The organism is Variovorax sp. 278MFTsu5.1 (assembly GCF_048305045.1).
Lineage (GTDB): Bacteria > Pseudomonadota > Gammaproteobacteria > Burkholderiales > Burkholderiaceae_C > Variovorax > Variovorax guangxiensis.
On record NZ_CP157622.1, the window covers coordinates 1975853 to 2000732 of the forward strand.

23 protein-coding genes are annotated in these 24880 nt (G+C 67.9%); 9 read left to right on the forward strand and 14 right to left on the reverse strand.

Annotation, left to right across the window (positions count from 1 at the left end):
* Positions 1-43: 43 nt before the first annotated feature.
* The 8 genes from ABL844_RS08825 to ABL844_RS08860 all read right to left on the reverse strand — a co-directional run bounded on the left by ABL844_RS08825 (position 44) and on the right by ABL844_RS08860 (position 8671).
* Entirely contained in the window at positions 44-2092 is a 2049-nt protein-coding gene (locus ABL844_RS08825) for a DUF3300 domain-containing protein (RefSeq protein WP_418131017.1), read from the reverse strand.
* 192 nt (positions 2093-2284) lie between these two features.
* Positions 2285-2923 (reverse strand): DUF3299 domain-containing protein, encoded by a 639-nt coding sequence (locus ABL844_RS08830; protein WP_418131018.1) that lies wholly within the window; start codon positions 2921-2923, stop codon positions 2285-2287.
* A gap of 3 nt (positions 2924-2926) precedes the next feature.
* Positions 2927-4189, reverse strand: coding sequence for an ABC transporter permease (locus ABL844_RS08835; RefSeq protein ID WP_126022861.1), 1263 nt, complete (start codon positions 4187-4189; stop codon positions 2927-2929).
* Positions 4186-4935, reverse strand: a complete 750-nt coding sequence (locus ABL844_RS08840) for an ABC transporter ATP-binding protein (RefSeq protein ID WP_418131019.1) — start codon at positions 4933-4935, stop codon at positions 4186-4188. The genes ABL844_RS08835 and ABL844_RS08840 overlap by 4 nt, the downstream gene beginning before the upstream one ends.
* 4 nt (positions 4936-4939) lie before the next feature.
* On the reverse strand, positions 4940-5518 hold the full coding sequence (locus tag ABL844_RS08845; RefSeq protein ID WP_126022863.1) for a DUF2796 domain-containing protein: 579 nt from the start codon (positions 5516-5518) through the stop codon (positions 4940-4942).
* Positions 5515-6423, reverse strand: a complete 909-nt coding sequence (locus tag ABL844_RS08850; RefSeq protein ID WP_418131020.1) for a sulfurtransferase — start codon at positions 6421-6423, stop codon at positions 5515-5517. The genes ABL844_RS08845 and ABL844_RS08850 overlap by 4 nt, the downstream gene beginning before the upstream one ends.
* Before the next feature lie 43 nt (positions 6424-6466).
* A complete protein-coding gene (locus ABL844_RS08855; protein ID WP_126022865.1) occupies positions 6467-7384 on the reverse strand; it encodes a DMT family transporter in 918 nt (305 codons plus the stop codon).
* 147 nt (positions 7385-7531) lie between these two features.
* Positions 7532-8671, reverse strand: a complete 1140-nt coding sequence (locus ABL844_RS08860) for an aromatic ring-hydroxylating oxygenase subunit alpha (RefSeq protein WP_184635741.1) — start codon at positions 8669-8671, stop codon at positions 7532-7534.
* A 264-nt stretch (positions 8672-8935) separates the two neighbouring features.
* Between ABL844_RS08860 and xseB the strand changes: the two genes are divergently transcribed.
* The 5 genes from xseB to ABL844_RS08885 all read left to right on the forward strand — a co-directional run bounded on the left by xseB (position 8936) and on the right by ABL844_RS08885 (position 13646).
* Positions 8936-9202 (forward strand): exodeoxyribonuclease VII small subunit, encoded by a 267-nt coding sequence (gene xseB / locus ABL844_RS08865; protein ID WP_130425965.1) that lies wholly within the window; start codon positions 8936-8938, stop codon positions 9200-9202.
* Positions 9199-10119, forward strand: coding sequence for a polyprenyl synthetase family protein (locus ABL844_RS08870; protein ID WP_418131021.1), 921 nt, complete (start codon positions 9199-9201; stop codon positions 10117-10119). The genes xseB and ABL844_RS08870 overlap by 4 nt, the downstream gene beginning before the upstream one ends.
* 22 nt (positions 10120-10141) lie before the next feature.
* A complete protein-coding gene (gene dxs, locus ABL844_RS08875; RefSeq protein ID WP_418131022.1) occupies positions 10142-12013 on the forward strand; it encodes a 1-deoxy-D-xylulose-5-phosphate synthase in 1872 nt (623 codons plus the stop codon).
* 113 nt (positions 12014-12126) lie between these two features.
* Positions 12127-13206 (forward strand): TRAP transporter substrate-binding protein, encoded by a 1080-nt coding sequence (locus ABL844_RS08880; protein ID WP_019654727.1) that lies wholly within the window; start codon positions 12127-12129, stop codon positions 13204-13206.
* Between the two features lie 95 nt (positions 13207-13301).
* Positions 13302-13646, forward strand: a complete 345-nt coding sequence (locus tag ABL844_RS08885) for a hypothetical protein (RefSeq protein ID WP_418125087.1) — start codon at positions 13302-13304, stop codon at positions 13644-13646.
* Between the two features lie 6 nt (positions 13647-13652).
* On the opposite strand, the gene ABL844_RS08890 is transcribed toward ABL844_RS08885, so the two are convergent.
* The 3 genes from ABL844_RS08890 to ABL844_RS08900 all read right to left on the reverse strand — a co-directional run bounded on the left by ABL844_RS08890 (position 13653) and on the right by ABL844_RS08900 (position 16322).
* Complete coding sequence (locus ABL844_RS08890) at positions 13653-14174, reverse strand: hypothetical protein (RefSeq protein ID WP_418131023.1); 522 nt, start codon at positions 14172-14174, stop codon at positions 13653-13655.
* Entirely contained in the window at positions 14171-15721 is a 1551-nt protein-coding gene (locus tag ABL844_RS08895) for a TRAP transporter large permease (RefSeq protein ID WP_184635750.1), read from the reverse strand. Before ABL844_RS08895 ends, ABL844_RS08890 begins: the two co-directional genes overlap by 4 nt.
* Positions 15722-15782: 61 nt before the next feature.
* Positions 15783-16322, reverse strand: a complete 540-nt coding sequence (locus ABL844_RS08900) for a TRAP transporter small permease subunit (protein WP_176664638.1) — start codon at positions 16320-16322, stop codon at positions 15783-15785.
* 175 nt (positions 16323-16497) lie between these two features.
* On the opposite strand from ABL844_RS08900, the gene ABL844_RS08905 reads away from it, so the two are divergent.
* The gene (locus ABL844_RS08905) at positions 16498-17799 is read left to right on the forward strand and encodes an SUMF1/EgtB/PvdO family nonheme iron enzyme (RefSeq protein WP_418131024.1); all 1302 of its coding nucleotides are present in this window, start codon (positions 16498-16500) and stop codon (positions 17797-17799) included.
* 16 nt (positions 17800-17815) lie between these two features.
* Here the strand turns inward: ABL844_RS08905 and ABL844_RS08910 are convergent, their stop codons facing one another.
* The gene (locus ABL844_RS08910; RefSeq protein ID WP_369659059.1) at positions 17816-19258 is read right to left on the reverse strand and encodes an MFS transporter; all 1443 of its coding nucleotides are present in this window, start codon (positions 19256-19258) and stop codon (positions 17816-17818) included.
* A 96-nt stretch (positions 19259-19354) separates the two neighbouring features.
* Positions 19355-20713, reverse strand: a complete 1359-nt coding sequence (locus tag ABL844_RS08915) for an aspartate aminotransferase family protein (RefSeq protein ID WP_369659058.1) — start codon at positions 20711-20713, stop codon at positions 19355-19357.
* Between the two features lie 106 nt (positions 20714-20819).
* Between ABL844_RS08915 and ABL844_RS08920 the strand changes: the two genes are divergently transcribed.
* Positions 20820-21779, forward strand: a complete 960-nt coding sequence (locus tag ABL844_RS08920; protein ID WP_418131025.1) for a LysR family transcriptional regulator — start codon at positions 20820-20822, stop codon at positions 21777-21779.
* Positions 21780-21796: 17 nt separating this feature from the next.
* On the opposite strand, the gene ABL844_RS08925 is transcribed toward ABL844_RS08920, so the two are convergent.
* Entirely contained in the window at positions 21797-22561 is a 765-nt protein-coding gene (locus tag ABL844_RS08925; RefSeq protein WP_126022887.1) for a FadR/GntR family transcriptional regulator, read from the reverse strand.
* A gap of 220 nt (positions 22562-22781) precedes the next feature.
* Here ABL844_RS08925 and ABL844_RS08930 point away from each other — a divergent pair, with 220 nt between their 5' ends.
* Both ABL844_RS08930 and ABL844_RS08935 read left to right on the forward strand, forming a co-directional pair.
* Positions 22782-23987: an ABC transporter substrate-binding protein gene (locus tag ABL844_RS08930; protein WP_184635761.1), complete on the forward strand. Its 1206-nt coding sequence runs from the start codon at positions 22782-22784 to the stop codon at positions 23985-23987.
* Between the two features lie 27 nt (positions 23988-24014).
* Complete coding sequence (locus tag ABL844_RS08935) at positions 24015-24875, forward strand: branched-chain amino acid ABC transporter permease (RefSeq protein ID WP_418131026.1); 861 nt, start codon at positions 24015-24017, stop codon at positions 24873-24875.
* The last annotated feature ends 5 nt before the right edge of the window (positions 24876-24880 follow it).

Sequence of the window (24880 nt, forward strand, 5' to 3'; positions counted from 1 at the left end):
ATAGGCGCCACCGCGACGGTGCAGTCGAGGCGGCGCGGGCGCGCTACTGCTGCTGTTGCCTCGGGTCGCCGGGGCGGTGCTGCTGGTGTTGCTGTTGCTGCTGGCGTGCCGCGGCAGCGGCCGCCATGCGTTGCTGCTGCTGTTGTTGCTGGGCCTGCTGCTGTTGCTGGTGCGCCATCTGTTGAGCCTGCTGCTGGGCCCTGGCCTGTTGCTGCTGCATCTGCTGCTGGCGCTGTTGCTGCATGGCCTGCATCTGCTGTTGTTGCTGTTGCATGCGCGCGGCCTGCTGCTGGGCCTGTTGCTGCGCCTGTTGTTGCCGGCGCATCTGCTCCTGCTGCGCCGCCTGCTGTTGCTGCTGCTGGCGAGCCTGGTTCTGTGCCTGCTGTTGCTGCATGGCCTGCTGGCGCTGGATCTGCTCCTGTTGCCGCTGCGCCTGTTGTTGCGCGCGCGCCTGTTGATCGGCCTGCTGCTGGCGGCGCATCTGCTCCTGCTGACTCTGCTGGTTGCGTGATTGTTCGAGCTGGGCCTGCTGTTGGCGCCGTTGCTCCTGCGCGGCCTGTTGCTGCTGGCGTTGCTGCGCGAGCTGTGCCTGTTGTTGGGCTTGCTGTTGCTGCTGTTGAGGCTGCATCAGGCCTCGCGCCTGGCGAGCCTGCTGGTCGCGCGCCTGCTGCTGGGCCTGTTGCTGCGCCTGTTGTTGCGCCTGTTGTTGCCGGCGCGTCTGCTCCTGCTGCTGCGCCTGCTGTTGCTGCTGGCGGGCCTGGTTCTGTGTCTGCTGTTGCTGCATGGCCTGCTGGCGCCGGACTTGCTCCTGTTGCCGCTGCTGGGCTTGCTGTTGCGCACGAGCCTGTTGTTGCTGCTGTTGGGTGAGCGCGGCCTGCTGCTGGAGGCGTTGTTGCTGCTGTTGCTGTGCCTGCTGTTGCTGCTGCTGGGCGAAGAGGGCCCGCTGCTGTTGCTGCTGCAGTTGCTGCGCGGCCCCGGGGCCCGCTGCGAAATTGGGCGGCGCTCCCGGAGGCATCGCGCCTCGCGGTCCGGCATTGTTGTTGTAGACATTGACGTTGCGCACGTTGTTGACCACCGTGGTCGAACGCGAGACGTAGGTGCTGTTGTTGTAGACCACGGCGGGCCGCGCGAAGGCCGGCTGAGGGGCGGGGCCCCGGTCGCGCCAGCGCGGTGCGCCCCAGTTCATGTTCCACGAGTGCCAGCCCCAGTTGTGGCGCTCGAGCGCGGCACCCACGATCACGCCCGTGCCGAAGGCGAGCGCGCCGGCGGCCAGCACCTGGCCGCTGCTGTAGCCCGGCGACACCACCTGGACCGGCGGTGCGTAGGCATAGCCCGGATACACCGGCTGCGGCGCACCGTAGATCATCTCCGGATCGTAGGCGGGAACGTACACCACATCAGGCTGCACGGGCTCGATGGTGATGAACTCCTGCGGCGGCTCGATCACCGCGGGGCCCGCATACACGGGCTGCACGTCGGGCGCGGGCGCATAGTTCGGCGGCGGCGCGGCTGTGACCACGCGCATCTTGTCGTTGTTCTTGAGGCGGCCGGCCTTCGCCGCGCGCTGGCGCATGACCTGGATCGCGTTCATCACGTCGGCCGGGTCGTTGTAGTAGGCCTGCCCGAGCGCCTGGGTCCAAGGGATGTTGCCGGCCATCTGGTCGATGACGGGGCGGAATGCGGTGAGCGACTTCACGCTCGGGTCCCAGGGCTGCTGGTTGGCCGCATCGGCCAGCGGGCCTGCTTTGAGATTGCGGTTCTGCGCGAGCCAATCGTGCGCCGCTGTGATCTGATCGGGGTAGGTGGCGCCGGCCAGGATCTGCGCGACCAGCTTGTCCGGATACAGCGCAATGGGGGCGACCATCTGGTAGAGCTGCTCGGCGCTGGGCGGCGTGTAGGCGGCCTGAACAGGAGCGGCCGTAGGCGGCTGCGTCTGCGGCACGGACGGGGCAGGGATGCCGGTCGCCGGGTCCTGTGCCGAAACAGCGGCAGTGGGCGTGCTCGGGGACTTGTCGCAGCCTGCGAGGACGAGGGCGCCGATGCACAGCGAGATCGTCAACAGCCGCGGGGCGGTGGAGAGATTTTTTGTCATCTGGAGTTCCATGAGGACGCCGGCGTCGTGCCCGGAACTTCTTCAACGGTGCCCGGCTGCAGGCGATGACAGAGCCTGCGCCGTGGATGCAACGGTCTGTGTCGGCTCCCTGCCGTCAAGCCTGTCGGCGCAGAACCACACGGCCCGGAGGCCATCGCCTCCGGTGCCCGATGGCGGCAGCAGCCGCCGGCCTTACTTGGAGCCGCCGGTGTACTTGGTGACGGTGGCCGCGCTCACGTGATAGCCGCTCACGCCCATCATCGAATCGTTGCGCACGGTCTGCAGCTTGCCGGTGACCCACACGGTGTCCATCGCGCGGAACTTGGCACCCTTCTGCGGCACCACGTGCAGGATCTGGTTGGCCGGCGGCGGCGGCGTGTGGATGCATGCGCCGAAGTAGGGCACCAGCAGGAACTCGGTGACTTCGCCCTTGGCTTCCTCGAGCGGCACGATGAAGCCGGGGATCTTGATCTCGGTGCCGTTCATCGCGGGGTTGGTCGGTGCGTTGTTCGACACCTCCTGCATCTTCATGAGCAGCTCGTTGGCGCGCGGGTCGCCGTCGTCGAGCGCGCTCAGGTCCATGCCCTTGAACTCCTTGGCCGGGTCCCAGTCCTTGGGCACCAGCTCTTCCCAGGTGATCTGGCGCGGCTGGCCCGGCGTGGCCTTGGCCGGCGTCGCGGACGCGGCCTTGCCGCCCAGCGGATTGGTGGCGGTGGTGTCCTTGGGGGCGGGCTCCGCGGCCCATGCGGCGGCCGCGAGGCCGGCACCGGCGATCAGCATTGAAAGCCACATGAAAGCTTTGCTGGTGGAGGTCGCGTGTGTGAAAGGCATGGTTCAAATCCTCGGCGAGAGGCCGTCTGCAAGGGAGAGTCGATAGGCGCGGATGCCGGGCAGCAGGCTCGCCAGCCATCCGGCGACCAGCAGGCTCGCCATCAGCAGCCATTCGTTCAGTGTAGGTTCGGAAAGGCTCAGTGTCAGCCCGAACTGCGACTGCAGCCATGGCGAGAGCAGGGCGATGCCCAGCACCGCCATCACGAGGCCCAGCGCGACGCCCAGCACGGTGACCATCGCGCCTTCGAGCGCGAGCAGGGCCAGCACATGCCGCAGGCCCGCGCCCACGGCACGCAGCACCGCGAGCTCGCGGCGCCGCTCGTTGAGGCCCGCCATCACCACCGACACCAGCCCCGCGAGGCTCACCAGCGCCACCAGCGCAGACATCAGCAGCAGCGCGTTCTCGCCGATGCCGATCACGCTCCACAGCTCGTCGAGCGCCACGCCGGGCAGGATGGCCATCAGCGGCTCGCCGGTGTAGGTCGAGATCCAACGCTGCACGCCGAACACGGCCGCGCGGTTCTTCAGGCCCACCAGCACGGCCGTCACGTTCTTGGGTGTGAGGTCGAACTTGCGCACCTGCTCCGGCGAGATGTGCACGCCCGGCATCGGCGCGCCGCCCACCCATTCGAGGTGGATGGCCTCCATGGCCGCGAGGCCGATGTGCACCGTGCGGTCGACCGGCGTGCCGGTGCGCGCGAGCACGCCGACCACAGTGAAGGGCTTGTCCGCATGCTCGGCCACGTTGAGCTCGCCGCTGCCGTGCGCGAGCGTGATCTTCTGGCCCACGTGGTAGCCGAGCTTGTCGGCCACCTCGGCGCCCACCACCGCGTCGAACAGCTCGCTGAAGGGCTTGCCCTCGCGCAGCTTCAGCGTCTGCCTGTCGCCGTAGCGGAAGTGCGTGAAGTAGTCGGTGGACGTGGCCAGCACCGCGAAGCCGCGATGCGAATCGCCAAGCGACAGCGGCACCACCCAGTCGACGCCCGGATGCGCCGAAAGCGCCTGCACGCTCTTCCACGAGATGTTGTTGGTGGCCGCGCCGATGCGGAACACCGAGTACAGCAGCAGCTGCGTGGAGCCGGTGCGCGCGCCCACGATCAGGTCGGTGCCCGAGACGGACGATGCGAAGTTCTCGCGCAGCTCGGTGCGGATGCGTTCCACGCCCAGCAGCAGGAATGTGGAGAGCGCGATGGAGAACACCGTCAGCGCGAGAGTGAAGCGCCGGTTCCAGGCGCTGCGCCATGCAATGGAGAAGAGCGCTTTCATGCATCCACCGCCATCGCGCTGGTGGCGGCGCGGTTGATCTCGGGCAGCAGCACATGCCGCGCGAAGCGCTGCGCGATGCGTTGGTCGTGGCTCACGAACACGAGCGCGCTGTGGTGCTCGGCGCAGGCCGTGAGCAGCACGTCGAGAAAGGCTTCGCGCCGGTCCTCGTCGAGCGCGGAGGTGGGCTCGTCGGCGATCACCACTTCGGGCTGGCCGATGAGTGCGCGCGCCGCGGCCACGCGCTGCTGCTGGCCCACGGAGAGCTGCAGCGCCTGGCGGCCCCACAGGTTGCGGTCCAGGCCCATCTGGTCGAGCAGGTGCTCGGCTTCGCCACGCGAGCTGCCGTTGCGCGATGCATTGGCCTCGCGCCGCTGCGAGAAGCGGCAGGGCAGCAGCACGTTGTCGATCACGCTCAGGTAAGGCAGAAGATTGAACTGCTGGAAGATGTAGCCCACGTGCGCCACGCGGCTGCGGTCGCGCTGCGTGCCCGAGAGCTTCGACCAGTCGTGGCCCAGCAGCGTGACGCGGCCTTCGTCGGCCACCAGCACGCCGGCCAGCAGCGAAAGCAGCGTGCTCTTGCCGCAGCCGCTGGGCCCATGCAGGAACACCGACTCGCCTGCCGAGATGCGAAAGGCCTCGATGTCGATGCACGGGGCCTTGGCCGAAGGCCATGTGAAGCGCAGCGCCTCGGCCGCGAGCACGACGCGCAGGGCCGAGGAGGCCTGCGCCGAAGGGAGGTCGCTCACGGCGTCACTTGCCCCAGCTCAGGCGTGCGGGCTGGGCCGCCTGCGCGCCGGCGGGGCGCTTGAGCTGGCGCTTGAACTGGCCCTGCGCGGTGGCGATCTGCGAGTCGATCTGGCGCAGGCCCTTGAAGGCGCCGAACAGGTTCAGGTCGATGAACTTCGCGGCGGCCGCGTTGGTGCAGTTGAAGGAGAAGGTGGCGTCGAGGTCGGCGTGGCCGACGGGCTCGTTGGGGTCGGGGTTGCCGAGACCCAGCGCGCCGGAACGCAGGTCGACCGGGCCCAGCTTGCAGTTGGCGGCGGGGTCGACGATGAAGAGCTTGTCGGCCGCGCGCAGCTGGGCGACGGCGTCTTCGACGATCTTCTTCTCGGCATCGGTCTTGGGTGCGCGCTCGAAGCCCACGATGTTGTCGAGTGGGGATTCCATGTCGATCACCACCGTGGGGCCGTCGACGGCCACGTCGAGCTTGAGCTGGCCGTGCACGTGGGCGTGCTGCTGCTGGGCCTGGGCGGTGAGGAACGGTGCTGCCGCGAGGAGCGCGGCTGCGATTGCGAGACCGGTGGTGCGTCGGAGTCGGATGTGCTTCATGGTTCAGCGCCTTGCCGGGTCGGCAGCCCCGGCGTGTTGCTCCATTCGCTCCAGCTGCCGGCATAGAGCGCGGTCGTCCCGAATCCCGCGATCTGCATGGCGAGCAGGTTTGGCACGGCGCTCACGCCGCTGCCGCACTGGTGGACGACTGTCGCCGCATCACGTCCCGCGAGCAGCGCTTCGAACTCGGCACGCAATTGCGATGCCGGCTTGAACTTGCCGTCGGGACCGATGTTGTCGGCGAAAGGCCGGTTCAGGGCCCCGGGGATGTGACCGGCGATCGGGTCCAGAGGTTCCACCTCGCCGCGGTAACGCGCACCGGCGCGTGCGTCGATCAGGTTCTGGTCAGGCTGGCCGAGCCGGCGCAACACTGTTTCGGTGGTCACGAGCTTCGCGATGGGCTCGCCCGCGACGAAGTTCGACTGGAAGCGGGCGGGCTCCTCGCGGCCGGTGACCTCGCCGCCAGAGGCCTGCCAGGCCTGCAGTCCGCCGTCGAGCACGGCCACCGCGTCGTGGCCCATCCACTTGAGCATCCACCACAGGCGGCCGCAGTAGTTGGCGCCGTTGCGGTCGTACACCACGGCCTGCATGTCGTTGGCGAAGCCGATGCCGGAGAGCCACGCCGCGAACTTCTCGCGGCTGGGCAGCGGGTGGCGTCCGCCCGATGCGGGCACGCCGTCCTCCTGCGCCACGACGACTTCGCCATGCGCGCCGGGGGCGCCGTGCTTGGCGCTGAGGTCGGTGTCGAGGTTGGCGTAGAGAGCGCCCGGAATGTGTGCAGTCGCGTACTGCTGCGCGCCGGCTTCGGGCTTCATCAGGTCGAAGCTGCAGTCGAACACCATGAAAGGCTTGCCGCTGGCCTGCAGCTGCTGCAGCTGTTCGGCGGAGATGAGGGTGTCGTACATGGCGCTTGCTCCTTGGGGAATCTGGAAATGCACGCTGCCTGCTTCAGTGTTCCTCGGCCGGGGCCTTGGGCACGGCCCGTTGTCGCAACACGGTTGCAGCAATGCCGCTCGCGATGATAAGGGCCATGCCCGCCCAGCCGGCCGCGTCGATCCGGTCATCGAACAGCACGACGCCGTAGAACGCGGCGAACACGATGCCCGAATACTGCAGGTTCGCAACCACCAGCGTGCCGGCCTGCGTCTTGGCGGTGGCGTAGGCGCGCGTCATGCACAGCTGGCCGAGCGCGGCGAGCAGGCCGATGGGCAGCAGCCACAGCGCATGCTCCCACGTCCAGGAAGTGCCGCCCGAAAAACCGGTGAACGTGGTGGCGATGGCGCCGGCCACGGCCGAGCCGACCGCGAAGTAGAAGACGGTACGCAGTTCGGGCTCGCCGATGCGCGACAGCGCCACCACCTGCATGTAGGCGAAGGCGGCCGTCAGCCCCGACAGCAGGCCCAGCAGGCCCGCGAAACCCTCGTTGCCGTTCACGCTGGGCTTGAGCATGAGCACCACGCCGACGAAGCCCGCGAGCACCGTCATCGCCAGCGCGCCCTGCAGCGGCGGGCGCTCCACGCGGCCGTCGCGACCGGGCACGGGCACCCAGGCCAGCAGCGCGCCGCCGACCAGGAAGGCCGCGACCCACACGCTGCTCATGTAGTTGAGCGTGACGGCGGTGGCCAGCGGCATGTGGGCGATGGCATAGAACCACGCACCCAGCGACACCACGCCGATGGTGCTGCGCCAGGCGTGCATGCCGGGGTAGCGCGTGGCCAGCGACACGCCGCGGTTGCGGGCCAGCAGCCAGAGGAAGACGATGCCGATCAGGCCGCGACCGAGCACCATCTCGCCGCTGTTGAACCACGCCGAGGCGACTTTCACGACCACGCTCATCGTGGCGAACAAAAAGGCCCCCAGCACCATCCACAGCGCTTGCACTATTGGTTCTCCCCCAGGCTTCGCGCACTTCGTGTCGCTTCTCCTACCCCCTCACCGGGGGCAACACCAACGGCCCGGCAAAGCCGGTTCCGTGGTGTTCCTGGAACACCCGTCGATGCGGCAACCATCGGCTCAGGCGTTCTGCATCGCGCTGCGGTACCACTCGTGGAACTGCTGCATACCGTCTTCCATCGGGCTCTGGTAGGGGCCGGTCTCGTTGTCGCCGCGCAGCATCAGCGCGCGGCGCCCGGCATCCATGCGCTCGGCGATCTCGTCGTCTTCCACGCAGGTCTCCATGTAGGCGGCCTGCTGGGCCTCGACGAACTCGCGCTCGAAGGCGACGATTTCCTCGGGGTAGAAGAACTCGACCATGTTGAGCGTCTTCGTCGGGCTCACGGGGTGCAGGGTCGACACCGTGAGCACGTGCGGATACCACTCGACCATCACGTGCGGGTAGTAGGTCAGCCAGATGGCGCCGTACTTCGGCGGCTTGCCCTCGCGGTACTTGAGCAGCTGCTCCTGCCACTTCTGGTAGACCGGGCTGCCTGCGCGGCCCAGGCGGTTGGCCACGCCCACCGTCTGCACCGAATAGCGCGGCTTGAACTCCCAGCGCAGGTCGTCGCAGGTGACGAAGCTGCCCAGGCCGGGGTGGAAGGGGCCGACGTGGTAGTCCTCGAGGTAGACCTCGATGAAGGTCTTCCAGTTGTAGTTGCACTCGTGCAGCTCGACGCGGTCGAGCGCGTAGCCCGAGAAGTCGAGGTCGGCCTGCGGGCCGAGGCCGGCCATGTCGGCCGCCACGTCGGGGCCAGAGCCGTCGGGGTTCTTCTCGAACAGCAGGCCGTTCCACTCGGTGAGCGGGTAGTTGTGCAGATTCAGGCAGGGGTCCTGCTCGAAGTGGGGGGCGCCGATCAGCGTGCCGGTGGTGCGCGGGTCGCTCGCGGCGTAGGTCCAGCGGTGCAGCGGGCACACGATGTTGCCGCCGGACTGGCTCTCGAGCTGGCCCCGGCCCTTCAGGATCAGGGCTTGGCGGTGGCGGCAGACGTTGGAGATCAGTTCCACGCCCTTTGGCGTGTGGACGAGTGCACGGCCCTGGTGCTCCTGGGGCAGGGTGTGGAAGTCGCCCATCTCGGGCACGGCCAGGCGATGGCCGACATAGCGGGGCCCTCGCGAGAAAAGGTTCTGCATCTCGCGGGCGAAGAGCGCCTCGTCGAAATACGCGGAAACTGGAAGTTGGCTCGCGGCCTGCTGCAGTTGAAGACTTAAATCAGACATGGAGGACCTGACCAAGCTCCCCACAGGGAGGAAAGGAAGAAAAGAACGGAAGGCGCCGCCAGGAGGATTCGGCGGCCCGGAGCAGTGTTGAACGTCGTCAACGAGAGAAGTTCGCATTGTACCCGGGGCCGTTTTTTTGGCCTCCCGGCTTCCCGCGGCATTTCGCAATGTGCGATAGGTCTCCGCAAGGGCGAGGGGCGGCCCGCCCGCCACTTGTTCCGGTCACGGTCCTAAAATGCCTCGTTTCACCCACGTTTCGCTTGCATGCCCAAGGTGCCTCCCCCTTCCTCGTCCAGCCCGGCGGCAACGCCCGACACGGGTCCGATGCCAGCCAGTTACGAAGCCGGGCTCCAGGAACTGGAGCAACTGGTGGCGGAACTCGAGTCGGGCCAGCTTCCGCTGGACCAGCTGCTAGTCAGCTACCAGCGCGGCGCGGCGCTGCTGGCCTTCTGCCGCGACAAGCTGCAGGCGGTCGAAGACCAGATCAAGGTGCTCGATTCGGGCAGCCTGAAGGTCTGGACGCCTGAATGAGCGCCGCCACGCTGAATTCCGCGCCCTGGGACGCCCGCACGCTTGCCGGCTGGAGCGAACCCCACCTGGCGAATGTCGAATCTGCGCTGTCGCGCTGGGTCGGTGTCGATGCCCCTGTGCTGCTGGGCGACGCCATGCGCTACGCGGTGCTCGACGGCGGCAAGCGCCTGCGGCCGCTGCTGGTGCTGGCCGCCAGCGAGGCCGTCGGCGGCAATGCCGCCGCCGCTCTTCGCGCAGCCTGCGCCACCGAGTTGATCCACGCCTATTCGCTGGTGCACGACGACTTGCCGTGCATGGACAACGACGTGCTGCGCCGTGGCAAGCCCACGGTGCACGTCAAGTTCGGCGAGGCCGATGCCCTGCTGGCCGGCGACGCCCTGCAGGCCCTGGCCTTCGAGCTGCTCACCCCCGAGGGCGATGAAATTCCCGTCGCCACCCAGGCCCTGCTGTGCCGCCTGCTCGCGCGGGCCGCGGGCAGCCAGGGCATGGCGGGCGGCCAGGCGATCGACCTGGCCAGCGTCGGCATCGCCTTGAACGAAGCGCAGCTGCGCGAGATGCACCGCCTGAAGACCGGCGCGCTGCTGCAGGGCAGCGTCGAGATGGGCGCCGCCTGCGGCACCGTGAGCGCCGCTGCGCTGGCCGCGCTGCGCGACTACGGCGCGGCCATCGGCCTCGCGTTCCAGGTGGTCGACGACATCCTCGACGTCACGGCCGATTCGCAGACCCTGGGCAAGACCGCGGGCAAGGACGCCGCTGCCGACAAGCCAACCTACGTGTCGCTGCTCGGCCTCGACGGCGCCCGCGCCCAGGCCCGCCAGCTGCTGGCCGACGCGCTCGCCGCACTGGAGCGCAGCGGCCTGGCCGATACCGCGGCGTTGCGCGCGCTGGCCCACATGGTCGTCGACCGCGATCGCTGAGAGAAAAGAACAAACCTCCCCCATGGCTGCTCCGCTGCTTCCCACACTCCACGACCCTTCGCCCATCCGCAAATACGACCGGGCCCAGCTGCGCCAGCTGTCCGACGAGGTGCGCGCCTGCGTACTCGACAACGTCTCCCGCACCGGCGGCCACCTGAGCTCGAACCTGGGCACGGTGGAACTGACGGTCGCGCTGCACCACGTGTTCAACACGCCGCACGACCGGCTCGTGTGGGACGTGGGCCACCAGACCTATCCGCACAAGATCCTCACGGGGCGGCGCGAGCGCATGCCCACGCTGCGGCAGATCGGCGGCATCTCGGGCTTTCCGCAGCGCACCGAGAGCGAGTACGACACCTTCGGTACCGCCCACTCGTCGACCAGCATCTCGGCCGCGCTCGGCATGGCCATGGCCGCCAAGCAGAAGGGCGAGGACCGCCACACGGTGGCCATCATCGGCGACGGCGCGCTCACGGCCGGCATGGCCTTCGAGGCGCTGAACAACGCGGGCGTGTGCGACTGCAAGCTGCTGGTGATCCTGAACGACAACGACATGTCGATCAGCCCGCCGGTGGGTGCGCTCAACCGCTACCTCGCGCAGCTGATGAGCGGCAACTTCTACGCCGCCGCCAAGAACGTCGGCAAGAGCGTGCTGCGCAACGCGCCGCCGCTGTTCGAGCTAGCCAAGCGGCTGGAGCAGCATGCCAAGGGCATGGTGGTGCCGGCCACGCTGTTCGAGCAGTTCGGCTTCAACTACGTGGGCCCCATCGACGGCCACGACATCGATTCGCTGGTGCCCACACTGGAGAACCTCAGGCACCTCGACGGCCCGCAGTTCCTGCACGTGGTCACGAAGAAGGGCCAGGGCTACAAGCTGGCCGAGGCCGACCCCGTGGCGTACCACGGCCCCGGCAAGTTCGATCCACAGGTCGGGCTGGTCAAGCCGGCTTCGGCGCCCAAGCAGACCTTCACGCAGGTGTTCGGCCAGTGGCTGTGCGACACCGCAGCCGCGGACGGCCGTCTCGTGGGCATCACGCCCGCGATGCGCGAGGGCTCCGGGCTCGTCGAATTCGAGAAGCGCTTTCCGGACCGCTACTACGACGTCGGCATCGCCGAGCAGCATGCCGTGACCTTCGCCGCCGGCCTGGCCTGCGAGGGGCTGAAGCCGGTGGTCGCGATCTATTCGACCTTCCTGCAGCGCGCCTACGACCAGCTCATCCACGACGTGGCGATCCAGAACCTGCCGGTGGTGTTCGCGCTCGACCGCGCGGGCCTCGTCGGTGCCGACGGCGCGACGCATGCGGGCGCCTATGACATCCCGTTCCTGCGCTGCATTCCGAACATGAGCATCGCCTGCCCGGCCGACGAGCGCGAAACCCGCCAGCTGCTGACGAGCGCCTACGAGCAGAACCACCCTGTGGCGGTGCGCTATCCGCGCGGCTCGGGTGCCGGCGCGGCGCCGCATCTCACGCTCGACGCGCTGCCCTTCGGCAAGGGCGAGATCCGCCGCGAGGGCAAGGGCATCGCCATCCTCGCCTTCGGCACGCTGCTGTACCCGGCGCTCACGGCGGCCGAGTCGCTCGATGCAACCGTGGTCAACATGCGCTGGGCCAAGCCGCTCGATGTCGAGCTGCTGCTGAAGGTCGCGGGCACGCACGATGCCATCGTGACGCTGGAAGAGGGCGCGATCATGGGCGGCGCGGGCAGCGCGGTGCTCGAGGCGCTGCAGGCCGCCGGCGTGCAGAAGCCGGTGCTGCAGCTGGGCCTGCCCGACCGCTTCATCGAGCATGGCGATCCGGCCAGGTTGCTTGCCTCCATCGGGTTGGACTCGATCGGCATCGAGGCGTCGATCCGCGAGCGCTTCGTTCGCGCCAGCAGCAACAGCGCAGGGTAAACCCGCCCCGGGGCGTGTAAGCGCGTTTTTACAATCCCCGGGACTTACACAAAAGTCCCCAACGCGGTCACAAGCCGCGTTTCGTTTTTTCAAAGAACTCGGAGAGCTATCTAATGGATCGTCGTTCCCTCATCAAAAACGCCGGCATTGCGGGCGTTCTGGCTGCCGGCATCGCACCCGCGGTTCACGCGCAAGCCGCCGTCCGCTGGCGCCTGGCGTCGAGCTTTCCCAAGTCGCTGGACACCATCTTCGGCACCGCCGAGGTGTTCGCGAAGAGCGTCAGCGACATGACGGGCGGCAAGTTCCAGATTTCCGTTCATGCCGGCGGCGAGCTGATGCCCGCGTTCGGCGTGGTCGACGGCGTGCAGAACGCCTCGGTCGAGATGGCCCACACGGCCCCGTACTACTTCTACGGCAAGGACCCGACCTTCTGCCTGGGCTGCGCGGTGCCCTTCGGCATGAACACCCGCCAGCAGAACGCCTGGATGTACGAAGGCAACGGCCTGAAGCTGATGCGCGCCTTCTACGCCAAGTACAACATCATCAACCTGCCGGGCGGCAACACGGGCGCGCAGATGGGCGGCTGGTTCCGCAAGGAGATCAAGTCGGTCGCCGACCTGAAGGGCCTGAAGTTCCGCACCAACCCGTTCGCCGGCAAGGTGCTCGAGCCCTTCGGCGTGATCCCGCAATCCATTCCCGGCGCCGACCTGTACCCCGCGCTCGAGAAGGGCACGCTGGACGGCCTGGAGTGGGTCGGCCCCTACGACGACCAGAAGCTGGGCTTCAACAAGATCGCCCCGTTCTACTACTACCCCGGCTGGTGGGAAGGCGGCCCCGAGCTGGACTTCTACATCAACACCAAGGCGTGGGAAGGCCTGTCGGCCGAGTACAAGGCGATCGTCGAGGCGGCTGCCGCGCACGCCAACATCACGATGACGGCCAAGTACGACTCGAAGAACCCGATCGCGCTGAAACAGCTCGTGGGCTCGGGCACCAAGCTGCGTCCGTTCTCGCAGGACGTCATGAACGCCGCCTTCAAGTCGGCCCAGCAGATCTACTCGGACCTGAACAACACCAACCCCGAGTGGAAGAAGATCTACGGCGACTGGTCGAAATTCCTGGCCGACCAGAACGCCTGGTTCCGCTATACCGAAGGCACCTTCGACCGCTTCATGCAGCAGCAGAAGCTGTAAGAGGTCTCGCCTCGTCGAACAGGAAGCCCTGCCGGTCCCGGCGGGGCTTTTTTTCGTCGATGCGCAGCTTTCCACTTTCCAGCAGGTCCCGCCCGATGCTCCGAACGTCGTCCTTCGCCGCGTTGCTCTTCATGGCCGCGCTTGCTCCGGCCGCCCAGGCCGCTGGCGGCACGGGCATCTACACGCTGCCGTGGAACACGCCCGGCGAGGTGCTGGAGTACCGCTCCTGCGGCTGCGGCGATTCGTGCTGGGTGGCCGAGCTGCGCGATGCGCGCACGAAGACGCTGAAGGGCCGGCTGCGCTGCGATTGCGAGCGGCTCCACGCGACGGTGGGTCCGAAGGGCAAGGAGAGGGCGCAGGCCGCCATTTGCCCGGCCGGTGAGGGCGCCGGCAAGCCGCAGGCCGTCGGCGAAGCGATGCGGCTGCTGCTGCGCCGATAGGGTTTGCTATGCCTGCGGCGGCGCAGGCGGAATGGTCCGCTTCGCCACCTGCTCGCCGAAGGCCACGAGCACGGCCGCATCGGCTGAATGGAACCATGTCATGCCGCCGAAGCGCCGGCGCACCAGCAGGCGCGGCGCGATCACGCGCTCCAGCATGCGGATGTGCACCAGCTTCAGCTGTGCCACTTCCTGCGCGCTCACGCGCTTGTCCCAGAGCCATGTCTGCACCAGCACGTCGCCCTCGAGCCGGGCGCGGCTGTAGACGATCCAGTAGCCGACCCACACCACGCACAGCGCCGCGATGCCCATCACCACCAGCGCGCTGGCCGACCAGTCGGCCGCGCGCAGCGAGGGCAGGCTCCAGATCGCGAATGCGAAGAGATCGATGACGAGCACCACCGCCAGCGTGCGCAGCAGCGGCGGGAAGGCGGGGCTTTCGATGATGCCCCCGGCCGTGTCGTTGCCGGGGCTGTTGTCGTCGTCTTGTTGTTTTGGTTCTTCAGCGGGGCCGTGGGCTTGGTCGCTCACGGCTTGGTGGCTTCACCGGAAGCCGGTGGCGCATCGGTGGATGGCGGCGGTGTGGAGGGCTCGTCCTTCTTCTCGTTGCCGAACGGGTCTTCCATGTTCACGCCGTTGTTCTCGGGCGAGGTTGGCTGCTCTTCCACCGGCATGTCGAGGTTGACCTTGTCGATGTCGACGACCTTTTCCTTCTCGAGGAACACGGTGACCGTCTGCGGGAAGAAGATCACGATGGCCACCAGCAGCAGCTGCATCGCCACCCAAGGCACCGCGCCCAGGTAGATGTCGCGCGATTCCACCTTCTTGGGCAGCGCCCCGTTCTTGAAGAGCGTGTCCGCTATGCCGCGCAGGTAGAACAGCGCGAAGCCGAAGGGCGGGTGCATGAACGAGGTCTGCATGTTCACGCACAGCAGCACGCCGAACCACACCATGTCGATGCCCAGCTTGTGGGCCACCGGGCCCAGCAGCGGCAGGATGATGAAGGCGATCTCGAAGAAGTCGAGGAAGAACGCGAGGAAGAACACGAAGATGTTCACCGCGATCAGGAAGCCGACCTGCCCGCCGGGCAGGCCCGAGAGCATGTGCTCGATCCACTTGGCGCCGTCCACGCCCTGGAACACCAGCGAGAACACGCGCGAGCCGATCAGGATGAACACCACCATGGCCGTCAGGCGCATGGTGCCTTCCATGGCGTCCTTCAGCAGCTGCCAGTTCAGGCGGCGGTGGATCAGCGCCAGCACCAGCGAGCCCACCGCGCCCATGGCGCCCGCTTCGGTCGGCGTGGCGATGGCCTTGTCCATGAAAGGCAGGCCGCCCATCGAGCCGAGCACCGCGAAGATCAGGATGGCCGAGGGAATGATGCCGCGCAGGCACTTGCCCCATAGCGCCCAGCCGTTGAGCGTGCGCGCGCTGGCCGGCAGGCCCGGCACGTAGCTCGGGTAGAGGCGCCCGACCAGGAAGGTGTAGATCGCGAAGATCAGCACCTGCAGGATCGAGGGGCCCCAGGCGCCCTTGTACATCTGGCCCACGTCGGTGCCGAGCTGGTCGGCCATGACGATCAGCACCAGCGAGGGCGGCACCAGCTGCGTGATGGTGCCCGAGGCCGCCAGCACGCCGGTGGAGTAGCGCATGTTGTAGCCGTAGCGCATCATGATCGGCAGCGAGATCATCGCCATCGCGATCACCTGGCCGGCCACCGTGCCGGTGATGGCGCCGAGGATGAAGCCCACGATGATCACCGAGTAGCCGAGGCCGCCGCGCACCGGGCCGAAGAGCTGGCCCATGGAGTCGAGCATGTCCTCGGCCAGCCCGCATTTCTCCAGTACCGCTCCCATCAATGTGAAGAACGGGATGGCGAGCAGCGTTTCGTTGGAGAGGATGCCGAAGACATTCAGCGGCAGGTTGGCCATGAAGCCGGCCGGGAACCAGCCCATCTCGATGGCGAAGAAGCCGCAGATCAGGCCGAGGGCCGAGAGCGAGAACGCGACCGGAAAGCCGATCAGCATGATCACCACGAGCCCCGCGAACATGATCGGGGCGAAATTTTCCATGTGCATTTCTACTTGTCCTGCGGTGCGGGAGAGGGCGAAGGCGTGAGGGCGCGGGGAACTGCGCCCGTCACTGCACCGGCTTCTCGTAGTGCGTGTCCATCTCGATCAGGCCGCGCAGGTAGGCGATGCGCTTGATGATTTCCGAGACGCCCTGCAGGAACATCGCCGCGAAGCCCACCGGCATCAGCAGCGCGGCGGGCCAGCGGATGAGGCCGCCGATGTTGCCCGACATCTCGCCCGTGACCCACATGTTCCAGAAGAAGGGCCAGGTGAGGTAGGTGAAGAGGCCCATCACCGGAAGCAGGAAGAAGATCAGGCCGAACAGGTCCACGTAGACCGGCCCGTAGCCCTTGAGCTTGCCGTAGATGATGTCCACGCGCACGTGCTCGTTGAAGCGCAGCACCACGGGGGCGCCCAGCATCACGGTGGCGGCGAACAGGTACCACTGGATCTCCAGCCAGGCGTTGCTGCTGAAATCGAGCCCATAGCGGATGAGTGCGTTGCCGGCCGAGATGAGCGATGCCGCGAGGACGGCGTAGCCGGCGATCTTGCCGAGTTTTTCGCTGATCCAGTCCATGCCGGTCGCGAACTTGAGGAATGCAGACAAGGGGGTGTCTCCCACGAATCCCGATGATGGAGCGCCGGCCCCTGGTGGGGGCTGCGCAAAGCCCGCGATGTTACCCCGGTGAACCTTTGTATTGCCTTGCAACCGGGGGCGGGGTTTACCCGGAATGCGGGCCCACCTGGCCGGCCGGGCGGCGGGCCGGTCGCCATAATCTTCCATGTCCTCGCGCCTTCCGCCTTCCACGCCCTCGGGCGCCGCTGGCCAGCCCCATTCCATCGATTCGCCCGACATGTGCCGGGCCGGGCGCGAGCTCCTGTCGCTGGCGTTGATCGACGCGCGCAACCACACGCTGCACTTGCTGTCGCTCTATGAGCAGGCGCTCGGAGCCGAGGCCCTGGCCCTGCCGCCCGCGCCTGGAGAGGAAGACGTGGTGCCTCCGGTCTGGCTGGCGGGCCATATCGGCTGGTTCGCCGAATGGTGGATAGGGCGCAACACCCAGCGGGCCTTCGGCACCGACTGCCCCGTGCGGCCCACGCGGCTGGCCGCCATCGACCCCGGCGCCGACGGCTGGTGGAACCCGGCCCAGGTCGGCCCCGGCCACCACTGGCCGGCCGATCTGCCCGACCTCGCCCAGACCAAGGCCTACCTGCTCGAGACGCTGGAAAGCACCCTCGAACTGCTCGACAACGCCGCCGAGACCGACGCCGGCCTCTACTTCTACCGCCTCGCGCTGTTTCACGAAGACATGCGCGGCGAGCAGTTCGTGGTGATGGCGCAGACGCTGGGTCTGCCCCTGGGCGTCGAACAGGCGCCCATCGCCGTCACGCGCGAGCCGCTGCTGCTGCCGGCCACGCGCTGGGAGCTGGGCATGCCCGAAAGCGGCTTCGCCTTCGCGCAGGAGCGCGCGGCGCACCGGGTGGACGTGCCCGAATTCGAGATCGACGCCCAGCCCGTCACCTGGAACCAGTACGTCGAATTCGTCGAGGACGGCGGCTACGACCGCGAAGAGCTCTGGCATGGCGAAGGCTGGCGCTGGCTCTCGGCGCAGATCGAGGGCCGGCGCGGGCCGCGCCATATCGAGCAGATCGGCGCGGCGCGCAATGGCACGGGCGGCTCGGTGCTGCAGCAGCGCTTTGGCGCTACCGTGCGCGCGGCCGGCCATCACAGCGCCGTGCACCTGAGCTGGTGGGAGGCCGACGCCTGGGCGCGCTGGGCCGGCCGTCGCGTGGCGACCGAGGTCGAATGGGAGATCGCCGCCCATACGGCGGCGCGCCGCGGCTTCCGCTGGGCCGACGTGCACGAGTGGACTTCGGGCACCTTGCAGCCCTGGCCCGGCTACCGGGCCGATCCGTGGAGCGCGGGCACCGAGTTCGATCCGGCCGCTGCCTTCGGCCGTGCGCGCGTGCTGCGCGGCGCTTCGTTCGCGACACGTGCCCGTTTGCGGTCGCTGCGCCGCCGCGGCTTCGCGCTGCCGGAGCGCGACGACGGCTTCTTCGGCTTCCGGACCTGCGCTCTCTGACCCGGCGTCAGGGCACTCAGCGCTCCCCGCCGGCCTCGGAGGCCAGAGGCGGCGCCACTTCCTCCAGCGGCTTGCGTTCCGCGTCGGCCGCATGGCGCAGCGCCAGCAGCCCCGCCACGATGACCAGCCCCGCGCCGATGCAGTAGCCGACCATCACCGCGCCGCGGCTGCCGGTCTCGATCAGCAGGCCGAACAGCAGCGGCGCGGCGAAGCCGCCCGCACCCATGCCCACCGCGTAGAAGATGGCGATGGCGATCGCGCGCATCTCCAGCGGAAACACCTCGCTCACCGTGAGGTACGCCGAACTCGCCGCCGCCGATGCCAGGAAGAACACTGCCGACCAGCACAACGCCTGCCCGCGCGCGTCGAGCCAGCCCTGCATGAACGCCCAGCCCGTGAGCGCGAGGCCGATGCCCGCGAGCACATAGGTCGCCGCGATCATCCGGCGCCGGCCTACGGTGTCGAACAGCGGCCCCAGCAGCAGCGGCCCGAGCACGTTGCCCAGCGCGAACGGAAAGATGTACAGCGCCACGTTGCCTTCGGGCACGGCGTAGAAGCGGGTGAGCACGAGCGCGTAGGTGAAGAAGATCGCGTTGTAGAAGAAGGCCTGCGAAATCATCAGCGCCAGCGCGACCACGCTGCGCTGCGGGTAGCGCTGAAACAGCACCCGGGCCACTTGGCGCATCGGCGGGCTGTTCGGGCGCGCGGCCGTGTAGTTCACGACGAAGCCCTGCGGCGCGGGCAGCGGGCCGTGTTGCGCCTCGACCTCGGCTTCGATGCGATCGACGATGCGCTTCGCCTCGTCGGCCCGCCCGTGCGCCACCAGCCACCGCGGACTCTCGGGCACGTGGCGCCGCACCAGCAGGATGGCCACCGCCAGCACCGCCCCCAGCGCGAACCCTGCGCGCCAGCCCCACACCGGCCCGATCACGCGCGCGTCGAGCAGCACGAGGCTGAGCGCCGCACCCAGCGCGGCACCGATCCAGAAGCTGCCGTTGATCGCGAGATTCACGCGCCCGCGCACCCGCGCCGGAATCAGCTCGTCGATGGCCGAGTTGATGGCCGCGTACTCCCCGCCGATGCCCAGCCCGGTGATGAACCGGCACAGCGCGAAGAAGGCGAAGTTCGGCGAGAAGGCCGTCGCCAGCGTGCCGACGGTGTAGACCGCGAGCGTGATGAGAAAGAGCTTCTTGCGCCCGAGCCGGTCGGTCATCCGGCCGAAGAGCAGGGCGCCGAGCACCGCGCCCGCGACGTACACCGAGCCCGACAGCCCGATCTCGCCGGCAGTGAGCCCGAGCGTGTCGGGCCGCTCCAGCACCGCGCCGATGGAGCCCACCAGCGTGACCTCCAGCCCGTCGAGCACCCAGGCCACGCCAAGCGCGATGACCACGCGCCAGTGCCAGCGCGACCACGGCAGGCGGTCGAGGCGGGCGGGGATGTCTGTTTGGAGCGTTGTCATCGGCAGCCCGGCAGATTCTGGGAATCCGCGGGCCGCCGGGGTGTAGGACCGTGCCGCTGCAGGGCCGTCGCCTGCCGGCGAGTTAACGCTAAAGGCTCAGGCCGTCTCGGCCAGCGCGTCCGCCAGCGCGTTCACCATGCGGTCGATCTCGGCCTTCTCCGCGATGAAGGGCGGGGCGAGCTGGATGGTGTCGCCGCCGTAGCGCACGTAGAAGCCCTTCTTCCAGCAGTTCATCGCGATCTCGTACGGGCGCCGCGCGGGCTCGCCCGGCAGGGCGGCGATGGTCAGGCCGGCGGCCAGGCCGTAGTTGCGGATGTCGGTCACGTGCTTGCTGCCCTTCAGGCTGTGCACCGCGTTCTCGAAGTGCGGCGCCAATGCCTGCACGCGGCCGATCATGTCTTCCTTCTTCAGCACGTCGAGCGCGGCGATGCCGGCGGCGCAGGCCACCGGGTGCGCGCTGTAGGTGTAGCCGTGCGGGAACTCGAGCATGTAGTCGGGGCCGCCCGCCGCCATGAAGGTGTCGTAGATGTCCTTGCTGGCCACCACCGCGCCCATGGGCTGCGCGCCGTTGGTGATCTGCTTGGCGATGTTCATGATGTCGGGCGTCACGCCGAAGGCCTCGGCGCCGGTGAGCGCGCCGCAGCGGCCGAAGCCGGTGATGACCTCGTCGAAGATCAGCAGGATGTTGTTGGCGGTGCAGATCTCGCGCAGGCGCTTGAGGTAGCCCTTGGGCGGGATCACCACGCCGGCCGAGCCCGCGAAGGGCTCGACGATCACGGCCGCGATGTTCGATGCGTCGTGCAGCGCGATGATGTCGAGCAGGCGGTCGGCCAGCTCGACGCCGTTGTCGGCCATGCCGCGCGTGAAGGCGTTCGAGGCGAGCTGCGTGTGCGGCAGGTGGTCTGCTTCCACGCCCTGGCCGAAGAGCTTGCGGTTGGCCGCGATGCCGCCGACCGAGATGCCGCCGTAGTTGACGCCGTGGTAGCCCTTCTCGCGGCCGATCAGGCGGGTCTTGCTCGCCTGGCCCTTGGTGCGCCAGTAGGCGCGCGCCAGCTTCAGCGAAGTGTCGGCGGCTTCCGAGCCCGAGCCGGTGAAGAAGACGTAGTCGAGGCCGGCGGGCGTCATCTCCTTGATCTTGTTGGCCAGCTCGAACGAGAGCGGATGGCCGAACTGGAAGGCGGGCGAGTAGTCGAGCTTGGCGATCTGGCGGCTCACCGCCTCGGTGATCTCGGGGCGGCCGTGGCCCAGGCCGGAGCACCACAGGCCCGAGAGGCCGTCGAAGATCTTGCGGCCTTCGGAGTCGGTGAAGTAGGCGCCCTTGGCTTCCACGACGATGCGCGGATCGGCCTTGAAGTTGCGGTTGCCGGTGTAGGGCATCCAGTGCGCGTCGAGCCAGGCGGCGTCGGTGCGCACGGCCGATGCGGATTCGAGGGCAGGGGCTGCTGCGAGGGTCATGTCGATTCCCGCGCGCGGCGGGCTCCGGAGGTGAAGGGATGCGCCGATTGTTCGCAAGCCCTTCAGTGTGGAGAATGGCGCAATATCAATGTTCACTTGACGTTTCATGCAAGTAAAGGCGAAAGCCCGAAATGGTGCCTCCGGCACCCGCAACCGCGCCGTGCTGGGGCAGCTCAGCGACATGGACCTGCGCCTGCTCAAGGTGTTCAGGAGCGTGGTCGACTGCGGCGGCATGGCGGCCGCCGAGCTGGAGCTGAACATCGGCACCTCCACCGTGAGCCGCCATGTGAAGGACCTGGAAACCCGTTTGGGGCTGGTGCTGTGCCGGCGGGGCAGGGCGGGCTTCGCGCTCACCGCCGAGGGGCAGCGCGTGTACGACGAGACGCTGCGCCTGCTGGCCTCGGTCGACGCCTTCCGCGGCAGCATCGACGACATCCACAACCGCATGGGCGGACAGCTCGACGTGGCGCTGTTCGACAAGACGGCGACCAACCCGCAGGCGCGCATCGGCGAGGCGATCGCGCGCTTCACCGAGATCGCGCCCGAGGTGCGGCTGGCGGTGCACGTGGGCTCGATCAACGCCATCGAGCAGGGCGTGCTGGAGGGCAACTTCCAGATCGGCATCATCCCGGCGCACCGCGCATCCAAGAGCCTGGTGTATGCCGACCTGTTCGACGAGACCATGCTGCTTTACTGCGGCGCGGGGCATCCGCTCTTCGGCGTGAGCCACGACAAGCTCACCTGGGCGCGGCTGCGCGAGCACCATTTCGCGGGGCTGGGCTACCACTCGCCCAACATGGAGCTGAGCCACCGCGCGAAGCTGTCGCGCATGGCCACGGGCTTCGACCAGGAGGCGATCGCGACGCTGATCCTCTCGGGGCGCTTCCTGGGCTTCCTGCCCGACCACTACGCGCAGGTGTTCGAGGAGCGCGGGCTCATGAAGGCGGTGCTGCCGGCGCGTTTCAACTATGCGTGCCGCTTCGTGAGCCTGCTGCGGCGTTCGCCGAAGCCGTCGCGGGCGGTTCTGGCGTTCCAGGAGTGCCTGGAGCAGGCGCACCGGAAGTAGAAGAAGTCGGCGAAAGCTCAGCGCTGCCCGCTCGGCAGCAGCAGGTGCCTGGCGCCGATGTGCGCCTCCATCTCGTGCATGTGCTGCTCGGCGTCGACCATGTGCTCGGTCATCAGGCGGCGCACCTCGTCGGCGTCTTCCCTGCGGTAGGCCGCGAGAAGCTGCGTGTGATAGTCGACGTTCGCCTCGCCGAAGTGGTGATGGTCGAGCGCCTTCTTGTAGACCACGAGGTCGCGCAGCAGGTCGTTGAGGAAGCGGCACATGAAGGAGAGCACCGGATTGGGGCAGCTCTCCGCCAGCATGGTGTGGAAGGCGAGTTCGGCTTCGCGCTGGATGCGCAGTTCGTCCTCGCTGGTCGGTTCGACCGTGCACAGCCGGACGTTTTCTTCCAGCTTCTCGAACTGCTCGGGCGTCAGCTTGCCCACCACGCTCACGGCCAGCTCGGGCTCCAGCGCCTTGCGCAGCTGGTAGATGTGATGGCCGTCGAGATGGTGGAAGTGCAGGAAGTTGCGCAGCGGCTCCGACGCGTGCTCCACCGACACCTGCTGCAGGTAGGCACCGCCGCCGGGCCCGGTGCGGATGGAGATCAGGCCGCGCACCTCCAGCGCCTTGAGCGCCTCGCGCACGGTGCTCTTCGAATAGCCGAAGAGCTCGATCAGTTCCTTCTCGTTCGGTAGCCGGTCGCCGGGCTGCTTGCGCTCCGCAACGATCCAGCGCTTGACGTCTTCGACGATGACGTCCGAGAGCTTCTGCCGCTTAGGACGGTTCTGCCCCACTCTCATTGAAACGCTCCATGCCCATCGGGAGATGCGCGGGATGCGCAACAGCGCGCGATCTTAAACGGCGCCGTGCGGGGGATTGGTCTGGTCTTGGGCACAGGGCTTGCTAGCGGGTTTTTACCAGCATATTAATCCAATTTATCCGCTTAAATTCGCCGGCAATCGCAGGCACCCGTTTCCCTTGGTTCCCTTTCTTTCTTCCCCACCAACGACCGGAGAACTCATGCAACGCAGACAACTTCTTCAGCTGGCCGCCCTCTCGGCTGCCCCCGCCTCGCTCCTGGGCGGCCGCGCCGCCTTCGCCCAGTCGGCCGACGCGATCCGATTCGGCTGCCCGGTCCCGATGTCGGGCGCGTTCGCGGCCAACGGCAAGTTCGCCGACCTGGGCATGAAGCTGGCCATCGAGCAGTACGGCAGCGTGCTGAAGCGTCCGCTGGCCTACACGGTGCTCGATACCGAAGGCAAGCCGGCCACTGCCGTGCGCAAGGTGCAGGAAGCCTCGCAACAGCAGGGCGCGAAGTTCTTCGCGGGCGGCATCCTGTCGTCGGAGGCGCTGGCCATGGGCAAGGAGGCCGAGAAGGCCGGCGGCCTGTTCATCACCACCGCGGGCGCCGACGAGATCACCGGCAAGGACTGCAACCCCGCCACCTTCCGCTGGTCGGTGCCCACCTTCGGTGCGATCGAGCAGACGGTGCGCCCGCTGATCGCCAGCATGCCGAAGGCCAAGCGCTGGTACACCATCACGCCGCAGTACGTGTTCGGCGACGGCCTGCTGAGCGCCGCCAAGACCATCTTCCAGGAGAAAGGCATCGAGCACGTGGGCAACAGCTACCACTCGCTCACCGAGAAGGAGTTCAGCGGCTACCTCACCAACGCCATGGCCGCCAAGCCCGACGTGCTGCTGCTGCTGAACTTCGGCGCCCAGTCGTCGGCCGCGCTGCGCCAGGCGGTGAGTTTCGGCATGCACAAGAACATGACGATCCTCATGGCCTGGGCCTCGGGCCTGGAGCAGTTCGACGAACTCGGCGCCGACCTGTGCGACGGCGTCTACTTCGGCGCGCAGTACTGGCACACGGCCGACACGCCGCTCAACAAGGACCTGGTGAAGCGCACCGCCGACAAGCTCAAGATCGTGCCCAACTACAGCCTCGCCGGCTCGTACATCTGCACCAAGATCCTGATCGACGGCATCGTGAAGGCCGGCTCGGTCGACCAGAAGGCGGTGATCGCCGCGCTCGAGGGCATGAAGTTCGACGGACTCACCGGCAGCGAGGAGATCCGCAAGGCCGACCACCAGGTCGTCAAGGACTACTACCTGCTCAAGGGCAAGGCCAAGTCGAAGATGGCGAACCCCGCAGATTACGTCGACGTGGTGAGCTCCGGCAAGTCCTTCCTCCCCGTCGACAAGACCGGCTGCAAGCTGGCCTGAGGAAGCAACAGGGACACCGACTCGCCCATGTCCGTCTACCTGCTCCAGACCATCAACGGAATCGGCATCGGCATGCTGTATTTCCTGCTGGCGGTCGGCCTGTCCATCGTGTTCGGCCTGCTGCGCTTCGTGAACTTCGCGCACGGGGCCTTCTATCTGCTGGGCGCCTATCTCTGCTTCCAGGCCATGCAATGGGGCCTGGACTTCTGGCTCGCGCTGGTGCTCGTGCCGCTCTTCGTGGGCGCGCTGGGCTGGCTGGCCGAGAAGCTGCTGCTGCGCCGCGTCTACGCCAAGGCGCACGAGTTTCACATCCTCGTCACCGTGGGCCTCGCGCTCGCGGTGCAGGAGATGGTGATCGTGTTCTGGGGCCCGCTGGGCAACAGCGTCGCCACGCCCGACCTGCTGCAGGGCGTGGTGATGTGGGGCTCGTTCGTCTATCCGAAGTACCGGCTTTTCGTGATCGGCTTCACGGCCGTGCTCGCGGTGCTGCTGTGGTGGGTGCTCGAGGGCACTCGCCTGGGCAGCGCGGTGCGCGCGGGCAGCGAGTCGACCGAGATGGTGTCGCTGCTCGGCATCAACGTGTTCCGCGTGTTCAGCCTGGTGTTCGCGCTCGGAGCGGCCACGGCGGCGCTGGCGGGCGTGCTGGCCGCGCCGATCCGCGGCGCCGAGCCCTTCATGGGTGTCGAGGCGCTGGCCGTGGCCTTCGTTGTGGTGGTGATCGGCGGGCTCGGCAGCTTCGGTGGCGCGCTCGTGGGCGGCCTGCTCATCGGCATCGTGCAGAGCCTCATGAGCACGATCTGGCCACCGGGGGCGAGCCTGATGATCTACATCGCGATGGCGGCCGTGCTGCTGTTGCGCCCGCATGGCCTGCTCGGCCGCAAAGCATGAACGGA

Bases quoted from the DNA above. Each gene is read 5' to 3' on its own strand.
- ABL844_RS08825 (WP_418131017.1), bottom strand. From the start codon at position 2,092: ATGACAAAAAATCTCTCCACCGCCCCGCGGCTGTTGACGATCTCGCTG.
- ABL844_RS08830 (WP_418131018.1), bottom strand. From the start codon at position 2,923: ATGCCTTTCACACACGCGACCTCCACCAGCAAAGCTTTCATGTGGCTT.
- ABL844_RS08835 (WP_126022861.1), bottom strand. From the start codon at position 4,189: ATGAAAGCGCTCTTCTCCATTGCATGGCGCAGCGCCTGGAACCGGCGC.
- ABL844_RS08845 (WP_126022863.1), bottom strand. From the start codon at position 5,518: ATGAAGCACATCCGACTCCGACGCACCACCGGTCTCGCAATCGCAGCC.
- ABL844_RS08850 (WP_418131020.1), bottom strand. From the start codon at position 6,423: ATGTACGACACCCTCATCTCCGCCGAACAGCTGCAGCAGCTGCAGGCC.
- ABL844_RS08855 (WP_126022865.1), bottom strand. From the start codon at position 7,384: ATGGTGCTGGGGGCCTTTTTGTTCGCCACGATGAGCGTGGTCGTGAAA.
- ABL844_RS08860 (WP_184635741.1), bottom strand. From the start codon at position 8,671: ATGTCTGATTTAAGTCTTCAACTGCAGCAGGCCGCGAGCCAACTTCCA.
- xseB (WP_130425965.1), top strand. From the start codon at position 8,936: ATGCCCAAGGTGCCTCCCCCTTCCTCGTCCAGCCCGGCGGCAACGCCC.
- ABL844_RS08870 (WP_418131021.1), top strand. From the start codon at position 9,199: ATGAGCGCCGCCACGCTGAATTCCGCGCCCTGGGACGCCCGCACGCTT.
- dxs (WP_418131022.1), top strand. From the start codon at position 10,142: ATGGCTGCTCCGCTGCTTCCCACACTCCACGACCCTTCGCCCATCCGC.
- ABL844_RS08880 (WP_019654727.1), top strand. From the start codon at position 12,127: ATGGATCGTCGTTCCCTCATCAAAAACGCCGGCATTGCGGGCGTTCTG.
- ABL844_RS08885 (WP_418125087.1), top strand. From the start codon at position 13,302: ATGCTCCGAACGTCGTCCTTCGCCGCGTTGCTCTTCATGGCCGCGCTT.
- ABL844_RS08895 (WP_184635750.1), bottom strand. From the start codon at position 15,721: ATGCACATGGAAAATTTCGCCCCGATCATGTTCGCGGGGCTCGTGGTG.
- ABL844_RS08905 (WP_418131024.1), top strand. From the start codon at position 16,498: ATGTCCTCGCGCCTTCCGCCTTCCACGCCCTCGGGCGCCGCTGGCCAG.
- ABL844_RS08910 (WP_369659059.1), bottom strand. From the start codon at position 19,258: ATGACAACGCTCCAAACAGACATCCCCGCCCGCCTCGACCGCCTGCCG.
- ABL844_RS08915 (WP_369659058.1), bottom strand. From the start codon at position 20,713: ATGACCCTCGCAGCAGCCCCTGCCCTCGAATCCGCATCGGCCGTGCGC.
- ABL844_RS08920 (WP_418131025.1), top strand. From the start codon at position 20,820: ATGCAAGTAAAGGCGAAAGCCCGAAATGGTGCCTCCGGCACCCGCAAC.
- ABL844_RS08925 (WP_126022887.1), bottom strand. From the start codon at position 22,561: ATGAGAGTGGGGCAGAACCGTCCTAAGCGGCAGAAGCTCTCGGACGTC.
- ABL844_RS08930 (WP_184635761.1), top strand. From the start codon at position 22,782: ATGCAACGCAGACAACTTCTTCAGCTGGCCGCCCTCTCGGCTGCCCCC.
- ABL844_RS08935 (WP_418131026.1), top strand. From the start codon at position 24,015: ATGTCCGTCTACCTGCTCCAGACCATCAACGGAATCGGCATCGGCATG.